Origin of the sequence: Vibrio sp. S/42/10, from assembly GCF_029890535.1 — a bacterium.
Lineage (GTDB): Bacteria > Pseudomonadota > Gammaproteobacteria > Enterobacterales > Vibrionaceae > Vibrio > Vibrio cyclitrophicus.
This window is the reverse complement of the sequence record NZ_JAKMZC010000010.1, coordinates 165,063-181,557: the sequence shown is the minus strand read 5'-3', so window position 1 is coordinate 181,557 and position 16,495 is coordinate 165,063. Positions and strand designations below refer to the sequence as shown.

Below are 16,495 nucleotides of genomic sequence, written 5' to 3'. Positions count from 1 at the left end.
TCATTGTCTGAATCGCTTGAGGTCACCACTATCGATTTGACGATGTCTTCGTTAACCGTGTGGTCTAGATTACGGTTTGGCTCAAAGCGCACGTCACCTTGAAGAGTGATGAACAACTCACCTTCTGTGAAGCTAAATTGCTGCTCACCATTGTCAGTTTGATCCAGAGTTCGAACTTGCCCGTCATAAGTAAACTGAGTGATCGTCGCGCCATCGGCACTTTGCTCTGGCATCACATCAATGGTATTCGTTGTGATTGTGCCGTCTGCAAGATTTGGCTCAGTGATATCTAACGTACCACCTTGCATGATTTGAACATCATCACCGATGGTTACATTTAACTGAGAAACCAGTGAATCATCGCCATCGCTATCAACTGCATAAACCGGCAGATCAAAGCTCAGATCGTTATTTGCAAGGCCATCCGCATGGTCTAATGCTTCAAGTAAAGTGAAGGTGTATTGGCCTAGCGTACTCGTAGAGAAGGCAATCGTGAATACTGGCACTTCAGCGCCCGAACCATTGGTAATAAAGCCGATGTAAGTACCTGGGTTAGCAGAATCTTCTTTTATCTCGACCGCAAATCCATTCGATTTCAACCCACCACCAACATTAAACTCGGTTGGTTCAATACGGAAACTGGTCACATCATCACTTTGAGTGGTGTAAGTAATGGTTTGAGTTGAGCTCACCGCACTGCCGCTTGGTGCAGAGCCATCACTCAGATTCGTTTCCGACAAGTTCACAGTTGGAACATTATCAATGGTTGGGATATCACCATCAGTAATGGTCAACGTGACGGTTGAAGTCAGCACATCGTTATCGGAATCGCTAGACGTCACCACGATTGATTTAACGATGTCTTCGTTAAACGTATGGTCAAGATTACGATTAGGCTCAAAGCGTACTTCACCTTGAAGAGTGATGAATAGTTCGCCTTCTGTGAAGCTAAACTGCTGCTCGCCAGTGTCATTTTGGTCAAGCGTTCGAAGTTGACCGTCATAAGTGAATTGAGTGATCTTCGCGCCATCGGCACTTTGATTTGGCATCACATCAATGGTGTTGGTTGTCACAGTGCCATCGGCAAGATTTGGTTCAACGATATCTAACGTACCGTCTTGCATAATTTGAACATCATCGCCGATGGTCACACTTAACGAAGACATCAGTGAATCATCGCCATCACTGTCTACCGCATAAACAGGTAAATCAAAGCTAAGCTCGTTGTTGCCACGGGCATCTTGGTGGTCTAACGCTTCGATGAGCGTGAACGTGTATTCGCCTAATGCCCCAGAATTAAAGCTTAATGTGAATACTGTAGTTTCTATGTTTGTGGCACTGGTCGTAAAACCAATATAGTCACCCGACCCTACCGGGTCTTCACGTAACTCAACGGCTAGACCGTTCGATTTAAGATCATCGTTAGTATTAAATTCCGTTGGCTCAATACGGAAACGAACCACATCATCACTTTGATTGGTAAAAGTAATGGTTTGAGTGGAGCTTACCGCGCTGCCACTTGGCGATGAGCCATCAATTAAATCAGCTTCTTCAAGTAAGACGCTCGGCACCGTATTAATAATCGGATTGTCACCATCAGTAATGGTCAGCGTAATGGTTGAAGTCACCGGATCGTTATCGAAGTCACTTGAAGTTACGACAATCGACTTCACGATGTCTTCGCTCGCCGAGTGGTCTAGATCGCGGTTCGGCTCAAAACGTACTTCACCTTCAAGGGTAATAAACAGTTCACCCTCTGTGAAGCTAAATTGCTGTTCGCCTGAAATACTTTGGTCCAGTGTGTTTACAACACCGTCATAAATGAACTGAGTGATCGTCGCACCATCGGCACTCTGATTTGGCATCACATCAATGGTATTGGTTGTGATTGTTCCATCAGCCAGATTTGGTTCAACGATATCTAATGTGCCATCTTGCATTATTTGGACATCATCACCGATGGTCACATTAAGCTGAGACACCAGTGAATCGTCGCCATCACTATCAACCGCATAAACAGGCAGTTCGAAGCTCAGATCGTTATTATCTAAACCATCCACATGGTCTAACGCTTCAAGTAAAGTAAAGCTGTATTCACCAAGTGTGGTGGTCGAGAAACTAATGGCGAACACTGGGATTTCAGTATTCGAACCATCGGTTATAAAACCGATATAAGTACCCGGATTAGCAGAATCCTCTTTTATCTCAACCGCAAACCCATTGGACGTCAGAGCTCCACCTACATTGAACTCGGTTGGTTCAATACGGAAACTCGCCACATCATCACTGCCTGCAGTAAAGGTAATCGTTTCAGTAGCGCTCACTGCACTTCCGCTTGGTGCAGAACCATCGGCAACATCTGTTTCAGATAAAGTAACAGGTGGAATCAGATCTATGGCTGGGTTCTGACCATCGGTAATGCTTAGTTCAAGTGATGATGTATCAATATCGCCATCACCATCTTCAGCTAAAAATGAAAACTGTTTGACGATAGTTTCGCTGCTTGAGTGGTCGATATCACGAGCGACTTCAAAACTGAAATCACCATTCAACGAGATAGTGACCACACCCTCAGTAAAACTGAAAGTTTGAGTAACATCGGGGAACAGGCTTTGATCTAGCGAGTAATCAACACCATCATAGTTAAACGATTGAATTGTAGATCCATCTGCGCCTTCGAAACTGAACAGGTTATACGAAACAATGGTATCACCCGCTAAAGTGGGTTCCGTTACTGACTCAACCTTATCAATGAGTTCAACGACATCGTCTTTAACATTGACGAGAATCTCAGCAGCTTCTGGGGTGTTCGAACCTTCAGACAGTGCAGAGCGGTCACCATCCGCATCAACGGCATAAATTGGCAATGCAAAGGTTAGCAGCACATCTTCAGCACCTTGGTGAGATAGCTCTTCGTATAGAGTGAATTCATAGTTCCCCAATGACGGGCTATCCACTTTAACGTCAAAGACTGTAATTCTAGAACCATTGACATCAACATAGCCTTCGTAAGTTCTTACACCGTTAGTTTGATCAATAAGCTCGAGCAGTACGGCTTCGCCATTAGAAGTTAAAGAACCATCAGTATTAAACTCCGTCGGCTCAAGCTCATAATGGTCGATGATATCACTGTCAAAAATATCCGCAGTAACACTACCACTTCCAGATACTGTCGCAGTCCCCTCTTGTGAGCCACCAACGACTCCCGACTCATCGACATCAATACTGTCAATATTAGTAATAACGGGACTGTCGCCATCAGTAATCGCAATGTTGATAATATTCTGTATGACATCTTGGTCAAAATCAGTAACGGTTATCGGCAAAGCAAACGAGAGAGTATCACTACCAACTTCCTCTATCGGTTTAAACTGCTCGAATTTATAGGTGCCATCGGTATCAAGCGAGATAGTGAGAACAACCTCACCTCGGCCTTGGATGGACAGAGTAATCGTTGTCCCATCATCAGAAAGTCTGGCGAGCGTGTTTTGATTATCACTGAGCAACCCATCAAACTGCTCCAGTGCACTTGCATCAAATACGGCTGATTGAAGGTTATCACTACCAATATTTGAGAAAGCTCCTTCGATTGCAGTGCTGCTAGTTTCAACGTTAGTGATATTTACACTTTCAACAGACGGATCTATCCCATCAAACACTGAAACTTGTGCGTTGACGAGTGTTGCTAGCGGATTCCCAGCGCTGTCTTCACCTTGAATATCGAAGGCGATATCAATTTGGTCGCCAGTGTAGGAAACCTGGCCACCGCCAACAGACGGTACGTGATCAATCGGCTGAGAAATCGTTGTGATTAAAGAAAGCTCAATGTTATTGCCAACACTGACGGCTTCAATGTCGATACGTAATACTTCGTCAGAACCTTGCACACCAACGATAGAATTGGTCACCGCGTCATACGTGAAGGTGACGGGCTGACCGCTTGAGGTAATGTCGCTATTAAGTTCACTAAGTAGTGACGCGAGGGATAACGTTTCTGGGGTAAAAGAATCAGGTGCGAGCGCTAAACTGCCGGCAATTATCGTCTCTGTAGATGTAATAGACTGGGGATAGGTATTATCAGAAATGGAACCTTCAGTGAGCACTCCACTGATTGATTGACCGCCAGATGAGCGGGTTATCGATCGGAACTCTTCGCGAGGTTCTTCTGTAACTTCGTCGTCTAGCCCTGTGGTTTCAAAAAAAGTTGTCGGTTGAGTTTGCGTATAGTTGTAATCGATGGTCACGAAGCCAGCATTTGCAGAACCCAGCCCGCCACCAGCCGCCGTTGCCTCTAATATTTGAGTTGGGTCGGCACCACCTAAAATTGCGTCTTGGATAGCAGCAAGGTCATCGTCGGTAAAGGTTCCGGCGTCCGCTTGCTCTGAATCGAAATTAACCTCACCGGCAATTGGTACCTCTGCCCACGCAACATTATTATCAACACAACCGACACAATTCTCGCCAACTGGAATAGCAGCGTTTTGAACACCTAATAGAACTTCCGATCCGTTCGAAGTAATAACGATCTCATTTGCACGGATAGTATCGCCAACTGAAACCTTTCTTGCACTGCCGTCAGGCTTAACTACGACAACATCACCACTCATAGCTTCAACTACTGCAGCCTGGCGCGAAACTTCAATATCCATACATCCCCCGTTGTCACAAAGCACTGTTCTTCAGAGCTGTGAAAATTATTTGTAATAGCAATTTCAGGTTTTAATCAAACTCATACTTAGCTCTTTTCAATGACAATTCGTTCTTATGTCCAAACCACCCTTGGAGAGATGTATTTCACCTGTTTTATTATAGTTTACTTACTCTTAAGCCTAGTCTTCCCCATAAAAAATGCCATGTCTGTGCTAAGAGACGTCTTTTCTAATATTTAAGCTTTCTTTGAAAGCTTAAAAAGACTAGCTAAAAGTTAGTAGGATGCCGATTAATATACAAGTGATTTCACAATGTAATTGCACCTTTTCATTTTATAAATATATACAGTAATCAAATTGATAAATCATTAACGAATACAGGGTATTAGTTGAGGTGAGCTATCCATCGTTAGTAAAGTGAGGTAAGTCCCAGCTTTGAGACATTACTCAAGATCAAGGTGATGAATTTTCGCTCAAAAGCCATGCTATAGCTTGTATGTTACGTAGCTATCGGCACATTAGTTCACGGAAACGGCAAGACGATTTTCACAGCCCTAAACCTTTGATTTTAGTTCTCTTAAAAACAAAAAGCCCATCAGGTTCAACCTGATGGGCTTCTGAATAAATAGGTGACACGTTCGGTTAGCTAACAAATACAACTAACCACTAGTGTCATTTTGTTAAGCGGCTCGCCGTCCAAACGTAAAGCAGCTCGAGAGCAATCGTCGCACCAGCTAATGCTGTAATCTCGCTTTGGTCATACGCTGGAGAAACTTCTACAACGTCCATACCAACCATATTGATGCCTTGCAGGCCTCGGATGATTTTCAAAACTTTATCTGAATTCAAACCGCCGCATACCGGAGTACCTGTACCTGGGGCAAAAGCAGGATCCAGACAATCGATATCAAACGTTAGGTAAACTGGCTTATCACCGACAATGCCTTTCACTTGAGCAATGATCTCGTCCACGCTCATGTCGTTCGCTTGCATCGCGTTAATAACGTTAAAGCCGTGGCCTTCCTGCTTGTACTCTGTACGAATACCAATTTGCACTGAATGTTCAGGCGAAATTAAACCTTCATTTGGCGCATGGTAGAACATAGTGCCGTGATCGTAACGACTGCCCTGACTGTAAGTGTCAGTGTGCGCGTCGAAGTGAATCAAAGCCATCTCACCGTACTTCTTGCCGTATGCTCTAAGTAAAGGCAGTGTAATGAAGTGATCGCCACCTAAACCTAACAGAGTTTTACCACTGCTTAGAATCGCATCAGCCGCCGCTTCCAAACGTTGAGTTAGGTCTTCTGCATCACCACAATCAAACACAAGGTCGCCAGCATCAATCACTGAAGTATGTTCAAATACATTGAAGTCCCAAGGGAATTTTTTGCCTTCCCACGCCAAGTTCACCGACGCACGACGAATCGCATCAGGCCCCATACGAGCCCCCGGTCGACCCGACGTAGCCATATCTAACGGCGCGCCCAGCACAACCACATCAGCATCATTGTCGATTGGATTTTGCACCAATGGACGACGCATAAACGTCATTGCATTGGAGTACAGCGAGTAATCTGGTTTAGTAAATAGATCGTTCATTAAAAATCCTCAAGATAGGTGTAACCCATCAAGCCTTGCTCTAACTCTTCAAGTACGCTTTGTTGCTCTTGATCTGGTACTTTCGCCGTGACCAAATCTTTGTAGTTCTGACGAATCAGATCCGTATCGATGTGAACATAACGCATCATGTCTTCAACCGTATCGCCTTCATTGATGTAGTCGATATTCGCTTGACCACTTTCATCAACATTCACCACGACACTGTGGGTATCACCAAATAGGTTATGCATATCACCCAAGATCTCTTGGTATGCGCCTACTAAGAAAAAGCCCATCAGGTATGGTTCATCTGGGTTCCATGCAGGAACTGGCAGAGTCGTTTCAATACCTTGACCGTCAACGTACTGATCAATCGTACCGTCAGAATCACAGGTGATATCCAATACAACAGCGCGTCGCTCGTCCGCATTATCCAAACCACTTAGAGGCAACACAGGGAATACCTGATCGATACCCCAAGCATCTGGCAACGATTGGAACAACGAGAAGTTAACAAAGAACTTGTCGGCTAAACGCTCGCTCAGCTCATCCAAAATAGGACGGTGGTAACGGTTCTTAGTGCTCATACGAGAGCTAAGTTCGTAGTTAATACGCAAAGACATCTGCTCTGCCCAAGCACGGTGCTGAAGATTCAGCATGCCTGTTGCAAACTGGTTGTGCGCTTCTGCGATATCACTCTGAGTGTCGTTATAGATCTCGATCAACGCTCGGTCATCGTTGCCTGCATCTAGTTCTAAGAAATTCTTCCACATGTTGTGTAGCAACATTGGTGCGTCAGCTTCTGGAGCCGCCATATCTTCCGGAAAATAGCTTTCTGTACCGATCACATTAGTCACAAGCACAGCGTGATGCGCAGTCAACGAACGACCAGATTCCGAAATAATCACAGGTTGTGGCTGATTGTAGAGCTTGCAAATGTCCCCGACTGTCATCACAATGTTTCGAGCGTACTCAAGCAAGCCGTAGTTCATTGAGTTTGAAGACTGGCTGCGTGTGCCGTCGTAATCAACCGCCAAACCGCCACCCACATCGAGGTACTTCAATTGAGCCCCGATATCGCGCAGTTCACAATAGAAACGCGCCGCTTCACTCACGCCATTTCGCACATCACGAATATTGGCCATTTGTGAGCCAAGATGGAAATGCACTAACTCGAGAACATCGAGTTGGTCTTCTGCTTTTAAACGTTCAATAACGGTCAATACTTGTGATGCAGACAATCCAAACTTCGACTTTTCGCCACCACTTGCTTGCCATTTACCTGCACCTTGAGAAGCAAGACGAATACGCAAACCTAAACGAGGTTTCACGCCAAGCGCTTTCGCTTCAGAAAGAACAAGATCAAGTTCTGATAGCTTCTCTAGAACGATAAATACTTTATGACCTAGCTTTTCGCCAATCAGCGCAAGACGGATGTATTCTCTGTCTTTGTAACCATTACACACAATCACCGAGCTCGCTTTTTGAGCCAGCGCCAATACCGCTAATAGTTCAGGCTTGCTACCCGCTTCTAGGCCCAATTGCTTCTGCTCTAATTGAGCTTGGCTCGCTAAGATCTCATCAACCACTTCTTTCTGCTGGTTCACTTTAATCGGGTAAACAAGCAGGTAACGGTTGTCGTACTGATATTCGTCGATCGCTTGGTTAAATGCGTTACAGATATTGTGCACACGTTGATGCACTATTTGAGGAAAACGCACAAGAGCAGGCAAACCAATATTTCGCTGCTCTAACTGTTTTACGATCTGACTAAGCGGAACTTGATGATCGGTTTCGCTCGGTGAAACATACACCTCGCCGTTATCATCAATTCCATAAAAACCTTGGCTCCAGTGCTTTACATTATACTCAGCACGGATGCGTTCCAAATTAACCGAATTTTCCAATTCTAGAGACCTCACACTATAGGGCCATCGACAGAAGATACCTCTTTGGAATAGCGAGGTATAACCCAACAAAAAACGCTCAAAAACGATTTGTTGGCTGCATTAACCGATATTATTAAGAGTGAGTCCAACCATTGATATTTGTGGTTACGATTACATTTTTTTATCGACGATCCGACTTAAAGTGACAAGTAAGGAATTACAAGGTTTTAGGCTAGAAAACAGGCTGAAATGCATCACAACTCAAGCACTTTCCCACAAAAATTTAGGTGCAAAAAATGCTAGTTATACATCAAGTTTTTCGAAAAATAAGTGAGGTTAAGTCAAGGTCATGACAAATATCAGCACTTCTCAGTCAGAGCTCCCATTATCACCAGCACTGCATATACCCTATGATTCTGTACCCATTAGTACCTCGTTTTTCCAACTAAAAACCGCTCGCTTCAACGTTGTGACCGCTCAAATATTGAGCTTTTTCCGTTCATCTCTTGTAAACGTCGAAATCTTCGCGTAGATTTAACTGACCAACCAATCGGTCAGCTTTCGAATTTAGGAGATACTATGAGCCATAATCTAGACTTTGAACCAAACCCGTCGAGCATTAACGACATGGATCAGATCTTCAACCGACAAAAAGATCACTACCGCAATAATGTTAATCCTACGCTTGAGCAGAGAAGAAAAAATCTCTCCACCTTAAAAGCATTACTAATACGCAACCAAGAGCAATTGATTAACGCAGTGTCTGAAGATTATGGTCATCGCGCAAAACACGATAGCTTGATCGCTGATATTACCCCTTCTCTTCACCAAATTAATTACAGTGATAAGAATCTTAAGAAATGGTTAAAGCCATCGCGCCGTAAAGCAGGTTTGATGCTAACACCGGCTAAGATAACTGTGCATTATCAACCTGTTGGCGTTATCGGCATCATTGTGCCTTGGAACTTTCCTGTCATGCTCTCTTTAGGGCCTCTGATCACGGCGTTAGCGGCGGGTAACACTGCGATGCTCAAGATGTCTGAGTTTACTCCTGCGACCAACCGTGTTTTAAAAGCCATGCTGGCTGAAGGCTTTAATGAAGATCAGGTCGCAATTATCGAAGGCGAAGCTGACGTTTCTGCTAAATTTAGCCAACTGCCGTTTGACCATATCCTATTTACCGGCTCGACCTCTGTGGGTAAGCACGTAATGAGAGCGGCAGCCGACAACTTAACGCCTGTCACTTTGGAATTAGGCGGCAAGTCTCCAACGATTATCGCCCCTGACTTTGATGTGGCTGACGCTGTTGAACGCATCCTGTTTGCAAAAAGCTTAAACGCAGGTCAGATTTGTGTAGCTCCCGATTACATCCTATTACCACGAGAAAAAGTCGATGCATTCATTACGGCTTATAAGCGTTACTTCCACAAGCTATATAAAGACGGTATCGAGAGCAAAGATTTAACCTCAGTGATCGATATGCGCCAATACAATCGTTTGAAGGGTGTAATTGCAGATGCTCAATCTAAAGGCGCGGTTATTCACACGGTAACCGAGCAAGCACAGGACGATGTGAACCACAGAATGACGCCACACCTTCTAACAGAAGTGAACGAAGATATGATCGCAATGCAAGAAGAGTTGTTTGGCCCTGTTCTGCCTATCGTGCCTTATGATTCTATTGAAGAAGCGATTAACTACATCACAACCAGAGAACGTCCACTTGCTCTGTACCTGATGAGTCATGATAAACAGATCCAAGATCAGTTCTTATCGAACACGCATTCTGGCGGTGTTTGTATTAACGACTCTCTAGTACACGTGGCTGCAGAAGATGCGCCGTTCGGTGGCATTGGCCCTTCAGGCATGGGACACTACCACGGCATTGAAGGCTTCAAGACCTTTAGCCATGCCAAAACCGTTCTAAGTAGAGGAAAAATTAACTTCACCAAGTTAATGCACCCTCCTTACAACAACCCAATTAAAAAGCTTCTGTTCAAAGTACTTAATAGATGATTACGAAAAGACAAAAAATCTTAGATGCAGCGCTCCTTCTCTTCTCTCAACAAGGGTTAGAGGGCACATCTACCGGACAAATAGCGAAAACAGCCGGTGTAGCGAAAGCAACGCTGTTTCACCACTTCGAAAACAAATCTCTATTGATAGACGAATTGTTTCGCGATTTGAAGCTAGAACTGTTCTCGACCCTTCAACCACACACAGGTATAGCAGAACAAGATCGCTACCAAGCCTTTAAGTTCATGTGGATAACAGGGATTGAATGGGCACTAGAGAATCCAGTTGCGATGAAGTTCTTCACCAATGTTCATTTCGACCCAACGACTCAAACTCGAGAAGTCATTGTTTCACAGATGTTCGCATCGTTAGACGAGATCATTTTGAAAGGACAAGAAGACGGTGAATTGATGTCATTAAACATTGATCTTGTTAGGCACTTCATCCATAGCCACTTTTTGATTTGTGCAAACTGGCTCATTGAGCAGAGCGAATCTCCGCCAGAGAAAACATCGAAGTACATCAACGATAGCTTTGATATGTGTTGGCGAGCCATTGGTGGGCAAATACAATAGACCTTCTGCTCTCTAGATTCTCCGCTATCAAGTAATTAAAGCGCCTCACTGGCGCTTTAATTATTTGGATACATTTTAGTCACTTCATCATATTGACTTTCAACACCTTCTTTCAGTAACATCCCACCATCATTTCAAAAGAGAATAACGCCATAATGAAGTACTAACATCCTGACATCCGATTTATTTTTATAAAAATCATTTGGACACTAGGGGTTAGTGGGCGTTACTTCGTCATCTATTTCTTGAAAAATCAAGCTATTGAAGAGCAGTCGATTTAAGACCAACCTCTTTAAGATCATCAACTTGAATAAAGAAAGCATTTCAGCAAGATAATCTCTATCTTTTGCTGTCATCCTACTTAAGTAATGTCTTTGGCGATCTAGACATAGAATCCCACGTAGGAGTCTATCCAGAAAAGCGCCTCACCCCTTTTACTCGTTTACACGTAAAGGGAGGTATTTACATGCCTATTATATTAGCCAACAATCTCTCATTCCAGCTTGATACTGGTGAATGGTTATTCAAAGACATCACCTTTAATTTGAGCACTCGCCTCACCGGCCTAGTCGGCAGAAATGGAGCTGGGAAGTCACTACTGCTTTCGTTACTGCTCGGGCAAATACAGCCAACATCAGGCAATGTTTCGCGCCAAGGTTCGATTGGTTTTTACTCTCAGTTGCCATCAGCGCTACTGGATACAAACATCACCATCGCTGACTTCTTGGGGATCACCAAAAAGTTAGGCGCATTACACGCCATAGAACAAGGTAGCTGCGAAATTCAGCACTTCAATATCATTGGCGATGATTGGGATTTAGTCGCCCGTACTAAGCAGCTTCTCGCTACATTGAAAATAATTAGTGATTTGAACACGCTTTGTTGCTCTCTGAGTGGCGGGCAACTCGCCCTGTTACAGCTTCATCAATTATTCACATCAAACAACGAGATACTAATTCTCGATGAGCCTTCAAACCACTTGGACAGTGACGGTCGCAACTGGGTACTCGAACAATGCCAGTTGTTTGCAGGCAAAGTACTTATTGTTAGCCATGATCGAAGCTTATTAAAACATATGGAGGGGATCTTCCACTTAAGCAGCTTGGGCCTACGTTTCTATAAAGGAAATTACGACGATTACTACAAACAAATTTCTAGCCAAAGCGAAGCGCTAGACAAGCAGATCGCGCATCATCAATCGGAGAAAAAGCGACTCGAGCGCCAAGCTCAGACTAACAAGGAAAAAGCACAACAACGTGAGTCTCAGGGTAACCGACTAAGAAAGTCAGGTAGTCAATCCAAGATATTATTGGATGCAATGAAAGATAAAGCAGGTCAAAGCCAAGCCGCACTGGCGACAAACCAAAGGAACCTCATTGACCAAAACCAACATAAACTTCAGTCGCTTAAAGGGCAGAAGGAGCGGTTAAAACCGCAAACTTTGTATCTGCAGCAGAGCAATATCAGTAAAAAGAGTTCTTTGTTAACCGTTGAAAACTGCCGCCTTGTTTACGGCTCTGGTGCACCAATCAGTTTCTCTCTATCGCAAGGGGAACGGTCTTCTTTAACCGGTGCTAATGGGTGTGGAAAGTCGACGCTGTTAAAGGCCATTCATGGGCAACACTCGAACTATACAGGCTACATTAAACGCTTAGGAACCACAGTATACTTGGATCAACACTTTGGACTGCTGGACACCAACGATACCATGTTCGATTGCCTGGTGACACATAGCTGCGGCATGACAGAAAGTGACGCACGCACCTTGTTAGCTGGCATCGGGTTTAGGCGAGACTCCGTATACCGAAAAGTGGCACATTTAAGTGGTGGTGAAAAAATGAAGCTGGCGATGTTGATCGTTAGCCACAAGCAAGACTCCCCGCTTCTATTACTCGATGAACCGGACAACCACCTAGACATCGACTCAAAGCAAATATTGGCGTCCGCTTTACGTGAATACCAAGGCGCATTTATCTTGGTGAGTCATGACAGCGACTTTGTTGAGGAGGTCGGTGTCAGCCAAAACCATATACGACTTTAACCTTCGTAAATTCGTTCACTTAGTTTAGTTAAGCGAGCATCGTTCCGGTGCTCGCCTTTCTTGATTGAGACAAGTAAACTACGCGCCTCGAACATCTATTCATAAGGCTAAGGTTTGCATACTCTAGAACAATTAAAATCAGGGCAACTAAACGGTATTAAGCGCTTACAACTGTCAGAAGGCCTCACCGAGTTTCCTTTAGAAATCATTGAGCTTGCAGATTCTCTTGAGATCCTAGACCTTTCAGGCAATCAGCTGTCAGATCTACCAGAAGAGTTATCACAGCTGACTAACCTGCGTATTATCTTCGCGTCGAATAACCTGTTCACGCACCTGCCTGATGTTCTGGGGTCACTTCCTAAGCTCGAAATGGTTGGCTTCAAAACCAACCAAATCAAAATCGTTAGCGAGCAGTCTCTGCCGATTCAACTACGTTGGTTAATCCTGACCGACAATGAGATCGAGGTTCTGCCTAGCTCGCTAGGTGAAAGACCGCGACTACAGAAACTGGCATTGGCAGGCAACAAGATTCGCGTTTTACCAGAAAGCATGGAAAACCTATCAAACCTTGAACTGGTTCGTCTGTCTGCAAACCAACTGACTGAATTCCCAGAGTTCCTTATCAAGCTACCAAAACTGGCTTGGTTAGCGTTTTCGGGTAACCCGTTTTGCAAACATCCGAGCAGCTTAGATAGCGTGCCTGCCGTAAGCTCGCAATGCTACTCACTCAATCAAGTGCTGGGCCAAGGTGCGTCTGGTGTGATTTCTCATGCTAACTGGTTAAATGGTGACTTTAATTTCCCACAAGAAGTGGCGGTTAAAGTATTCAAAGGCGAAGTAACAAGCGACGGTTACCCACACGATGAACTCGAAGCGTGCCTTCAAGCTGGTTATCATAGCAATCTAGTGAAGTCTATCGCTCAAGTTGATGAAGAGAACTACCTAGCATTGGTGATGGAGCTTATCCCGAGCAACTACTACAACCTAGGTTTGCCGCCTACTCTTGAAAGCTGCACTCGCGATACGTTCAACGAAGGCTTCGAGCTTTCAATTGCTCAGATCAATAGTATTACAGAACAGATGATTGATGTGTTTGAACACCTTCATACCAATAAAGTTTGTCATGGTGATCTATACGCACACAACACTTTAGTTAACGAGCAAGGTCAGATGATCTTTGGTGACTTCGGAGCGGCAACTATCTACGGTTATCTGACTGAAGAGCAGCAACAAGGCATTCGTCGAATTGAAGCGCGTGCACTGAAGTACTTTATTGAAGACCTATTGACGGTATGTGCAAAACAAGATCAAGGCAACGAGCTTTATACTCGATTGGCGAACTTCGAAGCTTAATAACTTAATAACTTAATAACTTAATAACTTAATAACTTAAACTACTCAGTCGAATTGAAAACAACAAAGCCAACATCACTGTTGGCTTTTTCATATGTTCATAAAACGAATCATCGCTAAACGTTTAGCGTTCAACTTGAACCAGCTTCAAGTAAGAATGCAACTCACCGTTCTTATACTCAACCGCAGAGTGGATATTAAGGTCAGCGCGAGCCACAACAGCAAACTGGTAGTGGTTCTCACCCTTCAGAATCTCGACGTGTAACAAACCGTCTCTTAACTGCCAATGACCTTGGGTTTCAAATCGGTCAAACAAACGATATTCCGTTAAACTACCATCAAAATGAAAGTGCACCTCAGTAATGTACCCTGCTGGACAACTTTTTACCCAAGTCTGCCCTAAGACATCTTCTTCAACAAAGTTTCTTTTGCTCTCGCACCACTTTAAATAATCGGCACTCTCGCTCAAATCACTATCTAAGTCATGCTTAGCCAGTAACGTCTGGTCTTGTTGTTCGCGACAGTAAAGCTGAAGCAGTGTCTGCTGGTTATTACTCATCAATCGCCATCCCTAGCTAGTCAATCCAATCCAACAAGGCTTAAGCTACCAACTCGTAAGAGACTACGTACAGCTGAGAAATGCCTGGGTAGATATCTTGAATCACATCTTTCAGTACTTGCAGCGTCATATTCTCTTGCTGAGCATGGAACTCACCTAAGTCATCAAACAGAATTGGTTCAACGCTAACAATCTTAAGATTACAGAATACACGTCCCTGCTCTAGCGTTGATACTTCCACAACGCTACCTGGTTGGTAGTCGCGCTCAGATTCATCGCGAATAGTAATTGTCTTCTTGCCAGAAAGGATATCGGCTTCAAAACGTTCGAAGAACGTCATAGTGGTAGGTGCACTCATTTATTCGGTCGCTTAACATTAAAGAATAGGTAGATGTTTATATACCAGAATGCCTGTTCAAGCGAATAAAAATTAGATGCGGAAGTTCATCTCGTCATTCCCAAGACTGACGAAGGAAGGAGTTGGGAGTCTTTAAAAGTCAAATTAGAAGCAATAAAAAAGGAGAACCGAAGTTCTCCTTTTCTTAAACCTTTAAGCTAACTCTAAATTATAGAGATGCTTTCGCTTTTTCAACTAGAACAGCAAATGCTGCTTTGTCGAATACTGCGATGTCAGCAAGAATCTTACGGTCGATCTCGATAGATGCTTTCTTAAGGCCATTGATGAAACGGCTGTAAGATAAACCATTTTGACGAGATGCCGCGTTGATACGTGCAATCCAAAGTTGACGGAATTGACGTTTCTTGTTGCGACGGTCACGGTAAGCGTATTGACCAGCTTTGGTAACTGCTTGGAAAGCTACGCGGTAAACACGTGAACGTGCTCCGTAGTAACCTTTAGCTTGTTTTAGAACTTTCTTATGACGTGCACGAGCTTGTACACCACGTTTTACGCGAGGCATTATGCTTCTCCTAAACTAAACGAATTTATAAACTAAAAAGAATTAAGCGTATGGCATCATACGTAGAACTTGAGCAACTTCACATTTAGGAAGGATCGAGTTCGGACGAAGCTGACGCTTGTTCTTAGTAGTACGCTTAGTCAGGATGTGACGTTTACCAGCGTGCTTAAACTTAATACCACCAGCAGTTTTCTGGAAACGCTTAGCAGCACCTTTGTTGGTTTTCATCTTAGGCATGATGAATAACTCCGCATTGTTGAGTTGTTAATAACATAGTAATTAGGGCGAATAAAACCCCGCAACCTGAGGCTGCAGGGTTTTATTACTTGCAAAGCCGTTAATTACTTCTTTTTAGGGGCCAACACCATGATCATCTGGCGACCTTCAATTCTCGTTGGGAAAGATTCGACAACTGCAAATTCTTCAGTATCTACTTTCAAACGATTAAGAACGTCAACACCGATTTCTTGGTGAGCCATTTCGCGGCCACGGAAGCGAATTGTTACCTTCACTTTGTTGCCGTCTTCAAGGAAACCAGTCAGGTTGCGTAGTTTTACCTGATAGTCTCCAATATCAGTTCCAGGTCGGAATTTAATTTCCTTGATCTGAACCTGCTTTTGCTTTTTCTTCTGCTCTTTCGCAGCTTTGCTCTTCTCGAAGAGGAACTTACCGTAGTCCATCACACGACAAACTGGCGGCTCGGCGTTAGGGCTGATCTCTACAAGATCCATACCAGCTTCATTTGCAGCTTCCATCGCTTCAGCGATTGAAACTACACCAACAGCTTCGCCGTCTGCGCCAGTTAGACGCACTTCACGAACGCCACGAATGTCACCGTTCAAACGGTGCTGGTTTTGTTTGGCCGGTTGTTGGCCACGTCTTCCGCCTTTAATA

At 44.0% G+C, this 16,495-nt stretch carries 12 protein-coding genes; 4 read left to right on the top strand and 8 right to left on the bottom strand.

Features of this window, described 5'->3' with window-relative positions; all coding sequences use genetic code 11:
• From L8S15_RS13035 to speA, 3 genes are all read right to left on the bottom strand, one after another.
• On the bottom strand, positions 1-4,649 hold a 4,649-nt coding region (locus L8S15_RS13035), incomplete at its 3' end, for a retention module-containing protein (RefSeq protein ID WP_280573443.1).
• 672 nt (positions 4,650-5,321) lie between these two features.
• The gene (gene speB, locus L8S15_RS13030; protein WP_010438310.1) at positions 5,322-6,248 is read right to left on the bottom strand and encodes an agmatinase; all 927 of its coding nucleotides are present in this window, start codon (positions 6,246-6,248) and stop codon (positions 5,322-5,324) included.
• Positions 6,248-8,155, bottom strand: a complete 1,908-nt coding sequence (speA, locus tag L8S15_RS13025) for an arginine decarboxylase (protein WP_010438309.1) — start codon at positions 8,153-8,155, stop codon at positions 6,248-6,250. The genes speB and speA overlap by 1 nt, the downstream gene beginning before the upstream one ends.
• Positions 8,156-8,716: 561 nt before the next feature.
• Here speA and L8S15_RS13020 point away from each other — a divergent pair.
• The 4 genes from L8S15_RS13020 to L8S15_RS13005 all read left to right on the top strand — a co-directional run bounded on the left by L8S15_RS13020 (position 8,717) and on the right by L8S15_RS13005 (position 14,122).
• Positions 8,717-10,153 (top strand): coniferyl aldehyde dehydrogenase, encoded by a 1,437-nt coding sequence (locus tag L8S15_RS13020; protein ID WP_010438305.1) that lies wholly within the window; start codon positions 8,717-8,719, stop codon positions 10,151-10,153.
• On the top strand, positions 10,150-10,728 hold the full coding sequence (locus tag L8S15_RS13015) for a TetR/AcrR family transcriptional regulator (protein WP_016783912.1): 579 nt from the start codon (positions 10,150-10,152) through the stop codon (positions 10,726-10,728). Before L8S15_RS13020 ends, L8S15_RS13015 begins: the two co-directional genes overlap by 4 nt.
• Positions 10,729-11,194: 466 nt before the next feature.
• Positions 11,195-12,769: an ATP-binding cassette domain-containing protein gene (locus L8S15_RS13010; RefSeq protein ID WP_280573438.1), complete on the top strand. Its 1,575-nt coding sequence runs from the start codon at positions 11,195-11,197 to the stop codon at positions 12,767-12,769.
• A 114-nt stretch (positions 12,770-12,883) separates the two neighbouring features.
• The gene (locus L8S15_RS13005) at positions 12,884-14,122 is read left to right on the top strand and encodes a leucine-rich repeat-containing protein kinase family protein (RefSeq protein WP_016792113.1); all 1,239 of its coding nucleotides are present in this window, start codon (positions 12,884-12,886) and stop codon (positions 14,120-14,122) included.
• Between the two features lie 124 nt (positions 14,123-14,246).
• On the opposite strand, the gene L8S15_RS13000 is transcribed toward L8S15_RS13005, so the two are convergent.
• The 5 genes from L8S15_RS13000 to infC all read right to left on the bottom strand — a co-directional run bounded on the left by L8S15_RS13000 (position 14,247) and on the right by infC (position 16,494).
• Entirely contained in the window at positions 14,247-14,681 is a 435-nt protein-coding gene (locus L8S15_RS13000) for a hypothetical protein (RefSeq protein WP_010438294.1), read from the bottom strand.
• A 40-nt stretch (positions 14,682-14,721) separates the two neighbouring features.
• Positions 14,722-15,039: a N(4)-acetylcytidine aminohydrolase gene (yqfB, locus tag L8S15_RS12995; protein WP_016787141.1), complete on the bottom strand. Its 318-nt coding sequence runs from the start codon at positions 15,037-15,039 to the stop codon at positions 14,722-14,724.
• A gap of 208 nt (positions 15,040-15,247) precedes the next feature.
• Positions 15,248-15,601: a 50S ribosomal protein L20 gene (gene rplT, locus L8S15_RS12990; RefSeq protein WP_004733517.1), complete on the bottom strand. Its 354-nt coding sequence runs from the start codon at positions 15,599-15,601 to the stop codon at positions 15,248-15,250.
• Positions 15,602-15,643: 42 nt separating this feature from the next.
• A complete protein-coding gene (gene rpmI, locus L8S15_RS12985) occupies positions 15,644-15,838 on the bottom strand; it encodes a 50S ribosomal protein L35 (RefSeq protein WP_004738430.1) in 195 nt (64 codons plus the stop codon).
• A gap of 104 nt (positions 15,839-15,942) precedes the next feature.
• A complete protein-coding gene (gene infC, locus L8S15_RS12980; RefSeq protein WP_080572739.1) occupies positions 15,943-16,494 on the bottom strand; it encodes a translation initiation factor IF-3 in 552 nt (183 codons plus the stop codon).
• Between the last annotated feature and the right edge of the window lies 1 nt (position 16,495).

What these genes read in the sequence shown, in the direction of transcription:
- speB (WP_010438310.1), bottom strand. Translation starts at nt 6,248, where the DNA reads ATGAACGATCTATTTACTAAACCAGATTACTCGCTGTACTCCAATGCA.
- L8S15_RS13020 (WP_010438305.1), top strand. Translation starts at nt 8,717, where the DNA reads ATGAGCCATAATCTAGACTTTGAACCAAACCCGTCGAGCATTAACGAC.
- L8S15_RS13015 (WP_016783912.1), top strand. Translation starts at nt 10,150, where the DNA reads ATGATTACGAAAAGACAAAAAATCTTAGATGCAGCGCTCCTTCTCTTC.
- L8S15_RS13010 (WP_280573438.1), top strand. Translation starts at nt 11,195, where the DNA reads ATGCCTATTATATTAGCCAACAATCTCTCATTCCAGCTTGATACTGGT.
- L8S15_RS13000 (WP_010438294.1), bottom strand. Translation starts at nt 14,681, where the DNA reads ATGAGTAATAACCAGCAGACACTGCTTCAGCTTTACTGTCGCGAACAA.
- yqfB (WP_016787141.1), bottom strand. Translation starts at nt 15,039, where the DNA reads ATGAGTGCACCTACCACTATGACGTTCTTCGAACGTTTTGAAGCCGAT.
- rplT (WP_004733517.1), bottom strand. Translation starts at nt 15,601, where the DNA reads ATGCCTCGCGTAAAACGTGGTGTACAAGCTCGTGCACGTCATAAGAAA.
- rpmI (WP_004738430.1), bottom strand. Translation starts at nt 15,838, where the DNA reads ATGCCTAAGATGAAAACCAACAAAGGTGCTGCTAAGCGTTTCCAGAAA.